The organism is Promicromonospora aerolata, assembly GCF_042682255.1.
GTDB lineage: Bacteria > Actinomycetota > Actinomycetes > Actinomycetales > Cellulomonadaceae > Promicromonospora > Promicromonospora aerolata.
Window position 1 is genome coordinate 1,628,247 of the sequence record NZ_JBHUHF010000001.1, and the last position, 15,080, is coordinate 1,643,326.

Below are 15,080 nucleotides of genomic sequence, written 5' to 3' on the forward strand. Positions count from 1 at the left end.
CCCGGGTCATGGTGCGACTCCTTCGGTGATGAGGCCCGCGGTCTCCCGCAGACCGAGGGCGAGGTTCATGGACTGGATCGCCGCGCCCGCGGTCCCCTTGACGAGGTTGTCGATGGCGGTGACCGTGACGACCCGGCGCGCCGCGGCGTCGACCGCGACCTGCACGCAGGCGGTGTTGGCGCCCAGGGTCATCGCGGTGCTGGGCCACTGCCCCTCCGGCAGGAGGTGCACGAACGGCTCGTCGGCGTAGGCGGCCTCCCACACGGCCCGGACCTGCTCCGGGTCGACGCCCGGGACCAGCGGAGCGGTGGCCGTCGCGAGGATGCCGCGAGCCATCGGTACGAGGGTGGGCGTGAAGCTGATGCTCACCTCGGGCGCCCCTGCGGCCCGCAGGTTCTGCTGGATCTCCGGGATGTGCCGGTGCGTGCCACCCACCCCGTACGGCTGCGCCGACCCGAGGGCCTCGCTCGCCAGGAGGTGCGGCTTGAGGGCCTTGCCCGCGCCCGAGTACCCGTTGGCCAGGACGGCCACGATGTCGGTGGGCGCCACCACGCCGGCCGCGACGCCCGGCTGCAGGCCGAGGGTCACCGCCGTGACGTTGCAGCCGGGTACGGCGATCCGGCGCGCGCCGGCCAGCTTGTCGCGCTGGCGGGCCGCGGAGGCGACGTCGGCGCCCGGCGCCTCGGCGTGGATCAGCTCGGGCAGCCCGTAGGGCCAGGACCCGGCGTGCGTCGAGCCGTAGAACTGCTCCCAGTCGCTCGCCGACTCCAGCCGGTGGTCGGCCCCGAGGTCCACGACGAGGACGTCGTCCGGGAGCTGCGCCGCCACCTGGGCCGACGCCCCGTGCGGCAGCCCGAGCAGCACCACGTCGTGGCCCAGCAGGGTGTCGGGGGTGGTGGGCTCCAGGATGCGGTGCGCGAGGCCGCGCAGGTGCGGCTGCACCTCGCCGAGGCTCGAACCGGCGTTGGTGTGCGCGGTGAGCGTGCCGATCTCGACGAACGGATGGGCGGCCAGGAGGCGGAGGGCCTCCCCGCCCGCATAACCGGACGCGCCGGCGACGGCGACGCGGATGAGCTGGCTGCTGGACATATTCCGCAGCATACATAAATATGCAGCGCGGCGAAACCCGGCACGCGGCGGCGTGGCCGGCACGCGGCATAGGCTCGGTCCATGCACGCAGTCGTAGCCCGTCAGGCGGGCGGCCCCGAGGTCCTTTCGTACACCGAGCTCCCCGACCCGACGCCGGGTCCCGGCCAGCTCCTGGTCCGCGTCGCGGCAGCGGGCGTGAACTTCATCGACACCTATCGCCGCGGTGGCGTCTACCCCATGGACTACCCGCACGTGGTGGGGGTCGAGGGGGCAGGCACCGTGGAGGCGCTCGGCGACGGTGTCGCCAGCTTCGCGGTCGGCGACCGCGTGGCCTGGCACGAGGGGCACGGATCGTACGCGGAGCTCGTGGCGGTGGACGCCGCCGGCGTCGTGCCGGTACCCGACGGGCTGGAGCTCACCACCGCCGCCGCCCTGCCGCTGCAGGGCATCACCGCGCACTACCTCGTCCGGTCCACGTTCGAGGTGCAGCCGGGGCACGACGTGCTGCTGACCGCGGGCGCAGGCGGCGTCGGCCTGCTGGCCACCCAGCTCGCAGTAGCGAACGGGGGCCGGGTCCTCACCACGGTCTCGACGCCCGAGAAGGCGGAGCTCTCTTCAGCGGCCGGGGCGGCGCACACCATCGACTACGCGGCGATGTCCGACCTCACGAGCGAGCTGCCGGCGGCCGTGCGCGAGCTCACCGACGGCAAGGGCGTGCACGTCGTGTACGACGGCGTCGGCAAGGCCACCTTCGAGGCATCCCTCGCCTCCCTGCGTCCGCGCGGGATGCTGGTGCTGTTCGGCGGGGCGTCGGGCCAGGTGCCGCCGCTCGACCCGCAGCGGCTCAACAAGGGCGGCTCGCTGTTCCTCACGCGGCCGACGATCACGCACTACACGCTCAGCCGGGACGAGCTCGAGTGGCGCACCTCCGAGGTGCTCGGAGCCGCGGCGTCGGGCGACCTGGACGTCCACATCGGGTCCACCTTCCCGCTGGCCGACGCCAGGGCCGCGCACGAGGCGCTGGAGGGCCGGGCCACGACCGGCAAGGTGCTGCTCGTCCCCTGAGGATCGCGCCCTCCCGTCCACCGACGCGAGTTCGGTCGGTTGCCTCCCGCGAACGCCGCGGCCCCGTGATTGCGCCCGGATCAACCCCGTGTTCGGGCGTAATCGCGGGGCTGCGGCGCGCGGGCCCGCGGACGGTGTATCTTGATGTCGAGATACTCGACGTCAAGGAGTGGCCGTGGTCGACTGGAACCCCAGCGCATACCTGCAGTACACGGACGAGCGGTCCCGCCCGTTCACGGAGCTGGTCGCGCGGGTGCCCGGGACACCCGCCTCCGTCGTCGACCTCGGGTGCGGCCCCGGCCATCTCACCGCCGTGCTCCGGGCGCGCTGGCCGGGGGCTCACGTCACCGGTGTCGATGCCTCCCCCGCGATGATCGAGCAGGCGCGTGCCGCCGACCCGGGCACCGAGTACGTCCTGGCCGACCTCGCCAGCGACGACCACACCGCCGACCTCGTCATCAGCAACGCGGCGCTCCAATGGGTGCCCGGCCACCGCGAGCTGCTCACCACGCTCGCCGACCGGGCCGCGCAGACGTTCGCGTTCCAGGTTCCGGGCAACCATGATGCGCCGAGCCACCTCCTGCTGCGCGAGGTCGCCGCACGGGAGCCCTACGCCGACGTGCTCGGGCCGGTCGAACGGCGCGCCACCGCCGACCCGGCCGAGTACCTGGACCTGCTGGCCCGGCCGGGCTGGTCCGTCGACGCGTGGGAGACCACGTACACGCACCTGCTGCACGGACCGGACCCGGTGCTGCGCTGGATCTCGGCGACGGGAGCCCAGCCCACGCTCCAGGCCCTGGAGGCCGAGGACCCCGCGCTGCGCACCCGGTTCGAGGAGGAGTTCGGCGCGGCGCTGCGAACCGCCTACCCGGAGCGTTCCTACGGCACGCCGCTGGCGTTCCGTCGGGTGTTCGTGGTGGCGACGCGGGCCTGAGCCCGCAGTAGGCGCTGCGCCTGCGCTCAGCCCTCCGCCGCCACCCGGGCCCGCAGGCTCCTCAGCTCCGTGTCGACGTACTGCCGTGTACGCCCCTTGGTCAGCCCGCCCAGCAGCCACGCCAGGCCACCGGTCTGGGTGATCGCGAGCGTGACGCGGGACCGGCCGTCGGGCAGGCGTTCCACCAGGTGCTCGGCCTGTGTGGTGACTCCGGGGGCCTCGCTGATCCACGCGAAGTGCCGCGGCGGGTCCCACTCGTCGACGAGCCAGATCGCGAGGGGTAGCTTGGGCTGCTCGATCCGCACCTGCGTGCCGACGTCCGGCGGGTTCGGTCCGTCGATGATCGACACGGAGGTCATGGAGGCCGTCCAGTCCGGCATCCGCTCGATGTCGGACAGGACGGCCCAGACCTCCTCCGGCGAGGCGTCGATCTCCGCGGACGTGCTGTAGTTCGGCATGGTTGCTCCTGCTCGTCTCCGGTGGTCGCCGACCGGCGGCACCCCCATAGTCTCGACCCACGGCATCCCGTGCGACGTGACGACACACGTCCGGGACGCCCGGTCGGGCGAGTGCGACACCTGCGGAGCCCTTCTACGCTTCCGGCATGACTGATCTGACTGATCGCCCCGTTCGGATAGGGCTGCAGCTGCAGCCGGAGCACGCCGACTACTCCGCCCTCCGCGACGCGGTGCTCCGCGCCGAGGACCTGGGCGTCGACATCCTGTTCAACTGGGACCACTTCTTCCCGCTCCACGGTGATCCGGACGGCAAGCACTTCGAGTCCTGGACGATGCTCGGCGCCTGGGCCGAGCAGACCGAGCGCGTCGAGATCGGCGCGCTGGTGACCGGCAACGGCTACCGGAATCCGGACCTGCTGGCAGACATGGCCCGCACCGTGGACCACATCTCGGGCGGGCGTCTCGTCCTCGGCCTCGGCGCCGGCTGGTTCGAAAAGGACTACGACCAGTTCGGCTACGAGTTCGGCACGGCCGGGTCCCGCATCGCGAGCCTCGCGGACGCCATGCCCCGGATCAAGGCTCGGCTCGCCGCGGGCAACCCTGCGCCCACGCGCGAGATCCCGATCCTGATCGGTGGCGGCGGCGTGAAGAAGACGCTGCGCATCGTCGCCGAGCACGCGGACATCTGGCACAGCTTCGGCGACGTGGACGTCCTGACGATCAAGTCGGCCATCCTCGACGAGCACGGCGCCGCCGTCGGGCGCGACACCGCCAGGCTCGTGGAACGGTCCGTGGAGGTCAACGGCACACCGGAGGCGAAGGGTGACGCGCTGCTCGCCGCCGGGGCGACGCTCCTCACGATGAGCAGCACCGGGCCGGAGTACGACCTGAGCGAGGTCAGGGCCTGGGTCGAGTGGCGCGACGAGCGCCGCTGAGCCTCACAGCTCCAGCACCGTCTTGATCCCGCCGGGTTCGCTCGCGAACGCCTCGACGGCGTCCTCGAGCGGCACCCGGTGGGTCACGAGGCGGCTCAGCCAGCCGGCGTCGGCCCGCGCCAGGGCGTCGGCACCGGCCCGGTAGTGCGTCAGGTTGGCGTTCACCGAGCCGATCACCGCGTCGTTCTCCAGCACGATCCGCCGGTTGAGCGCGCCGGCGTCGAACTCGATCGTGCGCCCCGCCGACGTGACGCCCGTGAGGCAGGTGACGCCGTAGCGGCCGCTCGCGGACAGGACGTCGACCACCACCTGGGTCGCGCCGGTAGCCTCGATCACGATGTCGGGGCCGAGCGCGGTCGCGACGTCGGCCACGGGCTCGGTGTGGTACTCGGCGCCGAGCTGCGCGACGAGCTCCGGCTTGGGCCCGTCGGTGACGCGGTCGAGCACGTGCACCTCGAGTCCGCGCTGGACGCCGAGCAGCGCGGCGAGCAGGCCGATCGGGCCCGCACCGGTCACGAGGACCACCTTCGGCTCGAACCACGCGCGCTGCCCGACCAGCTCGATCTGCTCCCAGGCCTTGGCGACGACGGTGGTCGGCTCGAGCAGCATCCCGACATCGGCGAGCGCCGGGTCGAGCCGGACCGCGTAGTCGGCCTCGACGGTCCACCGCTCGGAGGCGAACCCGTCGATCGCCTTGATCCCCCGTTCGGTGTACCTGCCGTTGCGGCACATGTCGAACTGGCCCCGGGCGCACGCCCCGCACGGTTCCGGGTCCGGACGGCGGACCACGCCCACCACGAGGTCGCCGACCGCGAAGCCCGAGCCGTCCGGCGCCGAACGCACGCGGCCGAGCGACTCGTGCCCGAGCACCAGGCGCTCCCGACCGGGCGGGGCCCAGCCGTACTCGCCCGCGGCGATCTCCCGGTCCGTGGCGCACACACCGACGGCGAGGCCGTCGACCAGGAGCTCTCCCGGACCGGCTGCCGGCTCGTCGACGTCGGTGACGGCCAGGGTGCCCGGGGCCTGCGGGACGACGGTCAGGGCGCGCATCAGGCGATCTCCTCCGTGGACGGACGGGCAGCCGGCGCACCGGGGCGCGGAGCGGCGGCGGGCACGGCCACGCGGTCGGCCGCACCGGACTCCACGCCCGACTCCACGTCGCGCTCCGTGACCCCACGGCTGAGCCGGAGTGCGCTGTTGACCAGGCCGAGGTGGCTGAACGCCTGGGGCGTGTTGCCGAGGTGTCGCCTCGAGCGCACGTCGTACTCCTCGCTGAGCAGCCCGAGGTCGTTGCGCAGCGTGAGCAGGCGCTCGAACAGCGCCACGGCCTCGTCCATGCGGCCGATCCCGTGCAGGGCGTCGACCAGCCAGTAGCTGCACACCAGGAACGTGGCCTCCTCACCCGGCAGGCCGTCCACCCGGTTGTCGGCATGGGTGTGGTAGCGCAGCAGCAGCCCGTCCTGGCTGAGCTCGCGCTGGACCGCGTCCACGGTGCCGATGACGCGCGGGTCGTCCCAGGGCAGGAACCCGACCTGCCCGATCAGCAGCAGGGCGGCGTCCAGGCCCTCCGAACCGTAGAACTGCGTGAACGTGTTGCGCTCGGCGTCGAAGCCGTGCGTGCACACGTCGGCGTGGATACGGTCGCGCACGGCCCGCCACCGCTCGACGGGCCCGTCCAGCCCGTGCTCCTCGACGGCGCGCACCGCCCGGTCGAACCCGGCCCACGCCATGACCCGGGAGTGCACGAACGCACGCCGCGGGCCGCGCACCTCCCAGAGCCCGTTGTCGAGATCGGCCCAGTGCTCCTCGAGGTACTCCAGGAGCGCCTTCTGCAGGGCCCATGCCTCCTCGTCGCTCGCGAGCCCCGCCTCGCGCGCGAGGTGCAGCGCATCGAGGGTCTCGCCCCAGACGTCGATCTGGAGCTGTCCGGCCGCTCCGTTGCCGATCCGGACCGGGCCCGAGTCCTCGAACCCGGGCAGCCAGTCGATCGTGTACTCGGGCAGCCGCCGCCGTCCGTCGAGCCCGTACATGATCTGCAGGTCTGCCGGGTCCCCGGCCACCGCGCGCAGGAGCCACGCCCGCCACGCGCCTGCCTCCTCGATGAACCCGGTTCCGAGGAGGGCCTGCAACGTGAACGCCGCGTCTCGCAACCAGCAGAACCGGTAGTCCCAGTTCCGCGAACCGCCGATCTCCTCGGGGAGCGACGTCGTGGCCGCCGCCGCGATCGCACCGGTCGGGGCGTAGGTCAGCGCCTTGAGGGTGATCAGGGACCGGTGCACGGCGTCGGCCCACGGGCCGGCGTAGGTGGACTTCGCGAGCCACGACCGCCAGAACTCCTCGGTCTCCCGCAGTGCCGACTCCGCCTCGACGGGTGGCTTGGTCGGCAGGTGGGACGCGTGGTACGTCAGCACGAACGGCACCCGGTCGCCCGGCCCGACGGTGAAGCGAGCGCTCAGCACCGAGCCGTCGGCGACGCCCTCGTGCGCCACCTCCACGGGCGTGTCGAGGCGCACCGAGTCGGGACCGGCCACCGCCCGCAGCCCGTCGCCCTCGGTCGTGACCCACGGCACGACGTGCCCGTAGTCGAACCGCAGCCGCAACGTCGTCGTCATCGGGACCTCGCCGCTGATCCCCTCGACGATCCGGACGAGGTCGGCCTGGTCGCTGCGCGGCGGCATCAGGTCGATCACCCGGACCCGGCCCTCCGGCAGGTCCCACTCCGTCTCGAGGACGAGGGTGCCGTCCCGATAGCTCCGGCTGGTGCACTCACCGCCCGACTCCGGCCCGAGACGCCACGAACCGTGCTGCTCCTCCCCAAGGAGCGCGGCGAAGCAGGCCGGGGAGTCGAACTGGGGCAGGCACATCCAGTCGACCGCGCCGTCGCGGCCGATCAGTGCTGCGGTCTGCAGATCTCCGACAATTCCGTAATCTTCAATTCGGCTCGTCATCGCTCTCAGACTATGTGCGAGGTGCGCGGGCGACCAGATGAGGACAGCAACCCGATGCCCCCACCCGGACGGATCAGAACGACGAGGCGTCCGCCGCGTACACCCACCGGTAGCCCGGATACTCACCGAGCGACCACAGATAGTCGCGCGTGGGGTCGTAGGACAGGTCCTCCGCTCCCACGGTCAGCGCGTTGCCGTGCCGCACCAGCGCGCCCGACGGCGCGGCGAACGTGTGCAGGTCGCCGTCCGAGTTCGGGTTGGAGTGGTCCGAGCCGTCGCTCTGCGAGAAGAAGAACTCGCCATCGACGGCCGTCGAGCCCTGCACGCTCTCGAGGTCGGTCCGGTACGCCTCCGTCGCCTTGACGATGCCGTCCGACGCCGGCTTGAGATACCGGTCCCGGTAGTCGATCGGCACCCGGACGGTACGCACCTGAGCACCCGCGTCGACGTCCGACGGACTCCGGTACTCGCTCACGATCACCGAGTCCGGCGTGCTCGTCCGGTCCAACGAGACCGACGAGTGCCGCAGCTGCGCGTACCCGCCGACCGTCGAGTCCGTGAACCTCGCGGTCTGCGGTAACACGTACTTGTAGTTGAACGCGTGGTACGAGCCGTCACGCTGCCGGCCCACCGCCGAGGAGTCCCCGGTCGAGACCCGCCACAGATGGTCCAGGTCGAACACGCGGAACCCACCGCTCGTGTCCGGCACGTACAACAGGTTGCCGTACCACATGATGCCGCCGGCATGGATGTCGACCGGCTCGTACGACGGCGAGCCCGTGGTGCCGCTGGGCTCCACCAGCAGGATGTGCCGGTACGGCGGGGCCGCGGCGCTCGCCGACAGGTTCGACACGCTGATCCGGACACCCTTGTCGATGCCGTCGTCGGCATGGTCGTACCAGCTCACCAGGTTGATGCGCTTGCCCTCGTAGGTGCCCGAGCCGTACGCGTCCGAGCTGGTCGTGATGCCCTGGGGGTACCAGGCACTGGTGCCCTGGTCGCCCGAGTTCCAGCAGTAGTAGGCGGTGCGGTGCGTGACCGACGGCGCGCTGCCACAGCTCGGGGTTCGGTTGCCGTCGTCGGCCACCGTGCTCATCGAGACGTTCGGCAGCGCCGCGTCGAGTGCACTGACGAGGGACGACGGCGTCTCGGACAGCGTGTAGCGGAAGTTGCTCGCGGTGAGCGGTGTCACGGCCGCCGCGGCCGCTCCGGCCGAAGGTTCCGTAGCCGCTCCGCCCGAAGGTTCCGCGGCGACCGCCAGGCCGGCGGAGGCGAGCAGGGCACACAGTCCCAGGCTCGCGACGGCGAGCACGGGTCGACGACGATGGCGCATGGTGGTCTCCTTGGCGTGAAGGGACGGCTGCGTGCACACCGTACGGAGCAGCCGTGCGTTCGCGCCAGCATCGTGGACCCAGCCCTCTGAGCCGTTGACAGCCGGGTGCTCGGACCTTAGGTTCCATCTGGCGCGACACCCTGCCGTCACGCCACGTACGCGATCGACGAAGACTCGAGCAGCGAAACGGGTGGACCGATGACGTTCCGTAAACTCGCACGTGCCCTGATCACCCTCATCGTCGCGCTCGGCGCCACCGCCGGCGGGACCGCCGCGGCCAAGGTGAGCGCGCCGGACGACGACTGGTCGACCTCCTGGACCCAGTCCCAGCAGCGCAGCTCAGGGCTGAGCCCCGAGACGTTCGAGAACCGGTCGGTGCGCATCATCACCCGGCTCACCCAGGGCGGATCGTCCCTGCGTGTCCGGCTGCAGAACCAGTTCGGCACCGAGCCGCTGGTCGTCGACGCCACCACGACAGGCCTGAGCGCGGGAGGCGCCGCCATCCGGCCGGAGACGCTGCGTACCGTGACCTTCGGTGGCTCGGAGTCCGTGTCGATCCCGGCCGGTGGCGACGTCTGGAGCGACCCGGTAGACCTTGCCACCACGGCCATGGACGACCTGGTGGTGAGCTTCTACCTGGCGAACCCGACGCGGATGATGCTCCACGACCTGGCCGGACGCACCAACTACTTCTCGCCGGAAGGCGCGGGGAACGCGACCACCGACACCTCGGGCGCCGGTTTTCCCGAGGCGCACGGCTGGACCTACCTGGTCAGCGCGGTGGACGTCTACGATCCCGAGCTCTCCGGGACGGTCGTCGCCTACGGCAGCTCCGTGGTCGACGGGGTCGGCGCGAACAACTGCGGGACCGGCTGCCCGCCGCCCGCCGTGTTCCAGCGCTGGACCGACACCCTCGCACAGCGGGTCATCGACAAGCGGCCGGACAAGCGCCAGGTCGCCGTCGTCAACGAAGGCATCTCCGGGACCACGGCATCGCCCGTGTGCGGGGGCGGCGGCCTGGACGGGTCTCGCGCCTCGACCGAGACGTGCTCGCCCTGCACGACGTGAAGTCGGTCATCTACTACTACGGCACCAACGACATCGGCAACAACTGCAGCGCCGATGCGATCGTGGCGGCCTATCGCGACACGTTCGCCCGGCTGCACGCGGCCGGGATCAAGGTGTTCGTCACCCCGATCACCCCGCGGCCCGGATACACGGCCGAACAGAACGTGCAGCGCGCCGCGGTGAACGAGTTCGTGCGGGCGGGCGACAACTGCTCCGGTACCTGCGACGGCGTCTTCGACTTCGACCGGGTGCTGCGCGACCCCGACAACCCGAACTCCATCCGGCCCGCCTACGACAGCGGCGACGGTGTGCACGCCAACATCGCGGGACAGACGGCGATCGCCCGGTCCATCCCCCTGGGTCGCCTCTGACCGGACGTACTCCCCGCAGACCGGCGGCCCCGCTGACGACGCGCTCGCGCGTCGCCGGCGGGGCCGCCGGTGGGGGTTCTGGATCCGGAGGTTCCGGGTTCCCGGCTCTGGTCGGCGCTGGGTCAGCGCTGAGTCAGGGCGTCCGCCAGCGGGTCGTCGCTCCCCGCGGGGAGCACCCGCAACCGCCGCGCGGTTCGTGCGGTCCCCTCGGCGGCGACCTGCTCGGCACAGGCCCTGAGCGACGCCGGGGTGTCGTGGGAGACACGCAGGAACCAGCCCGAGCACATGTCGAGCTCCCCGGCTGCTATCGCGTTCACGACGTCGGTGACCCGCTCGGCCGGCGTCCAGTCGGTGCGCCCCTCGTGCAGCGACATGCTGGTCGACATGTCCGTCTTGACGACCCCTGGTGCGAGCTCGAAGACGCGGATCCCGTGCTCGAAGCCTTCGTCGTGCAGCTTGGCGCCCATCCGGGCGAGGGCTGTCTTGCTCGCGTTGTACGCCGAGCTGTCGCTCACCATCTCGTGCGAGCTCGCCCCGGAGGCCAGATCGATGACCCGGCCCCCGCCACGCTCGATCATGCCGGGCACCGCATAGCGGTTGAACAGGAACGGCGCCCGCACATTGGTCTCGAACACCGACCACCACTCGTCGGGATCGGCCTCCCACAGGGGGTGCTCCGACTCCAGCGCGCCCGCGTTGTTGACGAGCAGGTCGATCGAGCCGAGCGTGTCCTCGCACTGCCTGACGGCGGCGCGCACCGCCGCCGGGTCGGACACGTCCGTGGCGAGGACGACCGCGGTCGATCCCGTGGCGCGGACCTCCTCGGCCACGGTCTCGAGCCGCGCCGCGTCCCGCGCCAGCAGGGCCACGTCCACACCGAGCCGCGCCAGGCTCAGCGCGATCTCTCGCCCGATACCGCGCGAGGCGCCCGTCACGAGCGCGGTGCGAGCCGGCGGGGGTGCGGCGGGCAGCACCGGGGCGCCGCCGGCTGCACCCGCCGGAGGTACGTCAGCCACGGAGCACCGCTCCGACCTTGTCGGCGGCGGAACCCACCACGGCGTCGCGCACCGCACGGACCTCCTTGGCCGACAGGGTCCGGTCCGCCGCGCGCAGGCGGACCGAGTACGCGAGCGACTTCTTGCCCTCGCCCACCTGCTCACCCGTGAAGACGTCGAACAGCGCCAGGTCCTCGAGCAGCTCGCCCGCACCGGCGACGATCGCCGAGCGCACCGCTGCGGCGGGCACGTCGCCGTCGACCACGAAGGCGAAGTCCTCCTTGGCTGCGGGGAACGCCGACACGGATGCTGCGACGACCGGCTCGCCCGACGCCGCGGCGACCAGGGCGCTCAGGTCCATCTCGAAGGCCGCCGCACGAGCAGGCAGGCCCAGGGACTCGACGACCTTGGGGTGCAGCTCCCCGGCGTGGCCGACCAGCGTGCCGTCCGTGAGCTCGAGACGGGCGCAACGGCCCGGGTGCCACGGCATGTGGTCGCGGTCAGCGGAGACGACGACGTCGACACCGGCACGCTCCGCCACCAGGCGGGCAGCTGCGAGGGCGTCCGCCCAGCCCGCGGCGCGACCGTTGCCCCACCAGCCGGCGAGCTCGCGCTTGCCGGTCAGGACACCGGCGACGCGACGCGGCTGGTCCGGGACCGCCGCGGCCAGCGCCGCGAGCTGCTCCGGGGTAGGTCGCACGCCACCGGGCAGGGTGGGCGCGGCCGGAGCGTCCGCGGCCGGACGGGTCACCAGCCCGATCTCGTACACCGCGAGATCCGTGATCCCGCGCGACACGTTGCGTCGCACGGTGTCCAGCAGCGTGACCAGCAGGTTCGACCGCATCAGCGGCTTGTCGTCGGCCATCGGGTTGACGAGGCGGAGCGAGCGGCGCCGCGGGTCGTCGTCGGGCAGACCGAGGGCGTCGTACTCGGCCGCACCGACGAACGGGTAGCTGAGCGTCTCGACGAATCCGGTCTCGGCCAGCGCACGCGCGACGGAGCGACGCGTCCGCTGCTCTGCCGTGAGCCCGCGGCCACCCGGCGCGGACGGGAGCACCGACGGCACCTGGTCGTACCCCTGGATGCGTACGACCTCCTCGACGAGGTCGGCCGGATCGGTGAGATCCGGGCGCCAGGTCGGCGGAGTGACGGTGAGGACCTCGACGGGCTCGACCACCGAGGTGGCCTCGACCGTCGCGCCGATCTCCTCGAGCGTGCTGCGCACCTGCTCGGGGGTGTACTCGACGCCGGAGAGCCGGGTGGGCTCGGTGACCTTGAGCTGGATCGGCTTCTGCTGGGCCGTCTCTGCGGTGGTGTCGAGGTCGCTCACCGCGGTGTCGGCGGTTCCGCCGCCCAGCTCCACGAGGAGGTCGACCACGCGCTGTGCCGCGACGGGGGGCAGGAGCGGGTCGACGCCGCGCTCGAACCGCTTGGCGGCCTCGCTCGACAGCCTGTGCCGCCGGGACGTGCGGGCCACGGTGATCTGGTCGAAGTGCGCCGCCTCGACGAGCACGTCGGTCGTGGTGCCGCCGACCTCCGAGGAAGCACCGCCCATCACACCGGCGAGGCCGAGCACGCGGCTGCCTGCGCCGTCGGGCGAGTCGGTGATCAGCAGGTCCTCGGCGTCGAGCACCCGGTTCGTGTCGTCCAGCGTGGTGAGGTGCTCGCCGGGCACCGCACGGCGCACCACGATCGGGGCCGAGACCTTGGCGAGGTCGTAGGCGTGCAACGGCTGCCCCAGGTCGAGCATCACGTAGTTCGTGATGTCGACGGCCAGGGAGATGGACCGCATGCCGGAGCCCTCGAGCCGATGCCGCATCCACGCGGGCGTGGGGGCGGAGGGGTCGATGCCGCGCACGACGCGGGTCACGAACCGGTCGCAGCCGACGACGCCGTTGACCGGCGCGTCGTCCTGCACCCGCACCTCGAAGCCGTCAGCGGTCGGAGCCGGCTCCGCCCCCGTGGCCAGGCCGTGGTCCGTGAACTTCGCTCCCGTGGAATGGGCGTACTCGCGGGCCACGCCGCGGTAGCTGAAGGCGTACCCGCGGTCCGGGGTCACGTTGATCTCGAGGACCTCCTCGCCGAGGCCGAGGAGCGCGACGGCGTCCTGACCGGGGGTGAGGTCCTCCTCGGCGAAACCGTGCCGCGTCAGCACCATGATCCCGTCGTGGTCGTCGCCGATCTCGAGCTCCCGGACGGAACAGATCATGCCGTCGGAGACGTGCCCGTAGGTCTTGCGGGCGGCGATCGGGAACGGTCCGGGCAGCACAGTGCCGGGCAACGCGACGGCCACCAGGTCGCCGGGCGCGAAGTTGTGGGCGCCGCAGACGATGCCACGGGATCCGTCGATGTTGTGCTCCGGGCCGACGTCGACCTGGCACCAGTTGATCGTCTTGCCGTTCTTCTGCGGCTCAGGGTGCATCTCGAGCACACGGCCCACGACGAGCGGGCCGGTGACGGCCGCGCCGTGGATCGCCTCTTCTTCCAGGCCGACCTTGACCAGGTCGGCGGCGAGCTGCTCTGCGGTGAGGTCCGCGGGCACCTCGACGTGGTCCGCGAGCCAGTCCTTCACGATGAGGGGCACTTCAGATCTCCGTCCCGAACTGGGTGGAGAAGCGCACGTCGCCCTCCACGATGTCATGCATGTCCGCGATCGAGTGGCGCAGCATGAGCGTGCGCTCGATACCCATGCCGAACGCGAAGCCCGTGTACTCCTCGGGGTCGATCCCGGCGGCGCGCAGGACGTTCGGGTTGACCATGCCGCAGCCGCCCCACTCGATCCAGCCGGCGCCGCCCTTCTTCTGCGGGAACCACAGGTCCATCTCGGCGGACGGCTCCGTGAACGGGAAGAACGCCGGACGCAGGCGCGTCCTCGCCTCGGGACCGAACATCGCACGGGCGAACGCGTCCAGCGTGCCCACCAGGTTCGCCATGGTCAGGCCCTTGTCGACCGCGAGGCCCTCGACCTGGTGGAACACCGGTGTGTGGGTCTGGTCGAGCGCGTCCGTACGGAACGTGCGGCCCGGGCACGCGATGTACAGGGGCACGCCACGCTCCAGCAGGGAACGGGCCTGGACCGGCGACGTGTGGGTACGCAGCACGAGGTTGGAGTCGTCGTCACCGTCGCCGGCGACATAGAACGTGTCCTGCATCTGGCGCGCGGGGTGGTCCGGGCCGAAGTTCAGCGCGTCGAAGTTGAACCACTCGGCCTCCACCTCGGGGCCGTCCGCGATCTCCCAGCCGAGGCCGACGAAGAAGTCGGCGATGCGCTCCTGGACCAGCTCGATCGGGTGCCGGGCACCGGGCGTCGTGCGCTGGACCGGGAGGGTGACGTCCACCGTCTCCTCCGCCAGCACGCGTGCGTCGCGCTCGGCCTCGAGCTCGGTCTGCCGGGCGGCGATCGCCTGGTTGAGCTGCCCGCGACGCGGACCGACGAGCTTGCCGGCCCTCGCCTTGTCCGGGCCGGGCAGCGCGCCGATCCCCCGTTGGCGAGAGCCAGCGAGCTGCGGTCCCCCGTGTGCTGGGTGCGGACGGCCTTCAGCGCGTCGAGGTCGCCGGCCTTGGCGATGTCGTCGAGGGCGGCCTTGACCGCGGCGTCGAGCGCCGCCTCGTCGAGCGGATCGATGGGTGCCTTCTCATCGGGCGTGGACATGCTTGCCTTCCTGGCGGATTCGGGAGCCGACCCGGCCCCCTGCCTGGGGGCCTGTGCCGGCAGATGAAGTCTAGGTGCCCGCCAGGGCTCAGGACGCGTTGTCCACAGGGCAGCTCAGTGCCCGTACGCAGCGCTCGCCGCACGGCCCGTGGCGGGCCGCATAAATCGGCGGGTCAGTAGCTGCATGCGGCCATCATTCCATGCTCCGACACGGACCGGCAACGTGGATTCG

11 protein-coding genes and 1 pseudogene are annotated in these 15,080 nt (G+C 72.0%); 4 read left to right on the forward strand and 8 right to left on the reverse strand.

All coding sequences use genetic code 11. The features are described 5' to 3' along the window. Nucleotides 1-6 precede the first annotated feature (6 nt). Nucleotides 7-1,089, reverse strand: a complete 1,083-nt coding sequence (gene argC / locus ACFSL2_RS07445; protein WP_377197242.1) for an N-acetyl-gamma-glutamyl-phosphate reductase — start codon at nucleotides 1,087-1,089, stop codon at nucleotides 7-9. Nucleotides 1,090-1,170: 81 nt separating this feature from the next. Here argC and ACFSL2_RS07450 point away from each other — a divergent pair, with 81 nt between their 5' ends. Then, on the forward strand, nucleotides 1,171-2,154 hold the full coding sequence (locus ACFSL2_RS07450) for a quinone oxidoreductase family protein (RefSeq protein ID WP_377197243.1): 984 nt from the start codon (nucleotides 1,171-1,173) through the stop codon (nucleotides 2,152-2,154). Between the two features lie 175 nt (nucleotides 2,155-2,329). After that, a complete protein-coding gene (locus ACFSL2_RS07455) occupies nucleotides 2,330-3,088 on the forward strand; it encodes a methyltransferase domain-containing protein (protein ID WP_377197244.1) in 759 nt (252 codons plus the stop codon). 26 nt (nucleotides 3,089-3,114) lie between these two features. Here the strand turns inward: ACFSL2_RS07455 and ACFSL2_RS07460 are convergent, their stop codons facing one another. Then, entirely contained in the window at nucleotides 3,115-3,546 is a 432-nt protein-coding gene (locus tag ACFSL2_RS07460) for an SRPBCC family protein (RefSeq protein ID WP_377197245.1), read from the reverse strand. Nucleotides 3,547-3,692: 146 nt separating this feature from the next. Between ACFSL2_RS07460 and ACFSL2_RS07465 the strand changes: the two genes are divergently transcribed. Further along, on the forward strand, nucleotides 3,693-4,481 hold the full coding sequence (locus ACFSL2_RS07465; RefSeq protein ID WP_377197246.1) for an LLM class F420-dependent oxidoreductase: 789 nt from the start codon (nucleotides 3,693-3,695) through the stop codon (nucleotides 4,479-4,481). 3 nt (nucleotides 4,482-4,484) lie between these two features. Here the strand turns inward: ACFSL2_RS07465 and ACFSL2_RS07470 are convergent, their stop codons facing one another. The 3 genes from ACFSL2_RS07470 to ACFSL2_RS07480 form a co-directional block, all read right to left on the reverse strand. After that, nucleotides 4,485-5,531: a glucose 1-dehydrogenase gene (locus ACFSL2_RS07470; protein ID WP_377197247.1), complete on the reverse strand. Its 1,047-nt coding sequence runs from the start codon at nucleotides 5,529-5,531 to the stop codon at nucleotides 4,485-4,487. After that, nucleotides 5,531-7,429 (reverse strand): glycoside hydrolase family 15 protein, encoded by a 1,899-nt coding sequence (locus ACFSL2_RS07475; RefSeq protein WP_377197248.1) that lies wholly within the window; start codon nucleotides 7,427-7,429, stop codon nucleotides 5,531-5,533. The genes ACFSL2_RS07470 and ACFSL2_RS07475 overlap by 1 nt, the downstream gene beginning before the upstream one ends. 73 nt (nucleotides 7,430-7,502) lie before the next feature. Further along, nucleotides 7,503-8,762 (reverse strand): hypothetical protein, encoded by a 1,260-nt coding sequence (locus ACFSL2_RS07480; RefSeq protein WP_377197249.1) that lies wholly within the window; start codon nucleotides 8,760-8,762, stop codon nucleotides 7,503-7,505. Nucleotides 8,763-9,661: 899 nt separating this feature from the next. Between ACFSL2_RS07480 and ACFSL2_RS07485 the strand changes: the two genes are divergently transcribed. Then, on the forward strand, nucleotides 9,662-10,201 hold the full coding sequence (locus ACFSL2_RS07485) for a GDSL-type esterase/lipase family protein (protein ID WP_377200782.1): 540 nt from the start codon (nucleotides 9,662-9,664) through the stop codon (nucleotides 10,199-10,201). A 122-nt stretch (nucleotides 10,202-10,323) separates the two neighbouring features. Here ACFSL2_RS07485 and ACFSL2_RS07490 read toward each other — a convergent pair whose 3' ends face one another. The 3 genes and pseudogenes from ACFSL2_RS07490 to pheS all read right to left on the reverse strand — a co-directional run bounded on the left by ACFSL2_RS07490 (nucleotide 10,324) and on the right by pheS (nucleotide 14,848). Further along, nucleotides 10,324-11,217 carry an SDR family NAD(P)-dependent oxidoreductase gene (locus tag ACFSL2_RS07490; protein ID WP_377197250.1) on the reverse strand — a complete coding sequence of 298 codons (894 nt, stop codon included), beginning with the start codon at nucleotides 11,215-11,217 and terminating at the stop codon, nucleotides 10,324-10,326. Continuing rightward, on the reverse strand, nucleotides 11,210-13,780 hold the full coding sequence (gene pheT / locus ACFSL2_RS07495; RefSeq protein ID WP_377197251.1) for a phenylalanine--tRNA ligase subunit beta: 2,571 nt from the start codon (nucleotides 13,778-13,780) through the stop codon (nucleotides 11,210-11,212). The genes ACFSL2_RS07490 and pheT overlap by 8 nt, the downstream gene beginning before the upstream one ends. 1 nt (nucleotide 13,781) lies before the next feature. Next, nucleotides 13,782-14,848: pseudogene (gene pheS / locus ACFSL2_RS07500) on the reverse strand (phenylalanine--tRNA ligase subunit alpha). Nucleotides 14,849-15,080: the final 232 nt, after the last annotated feature.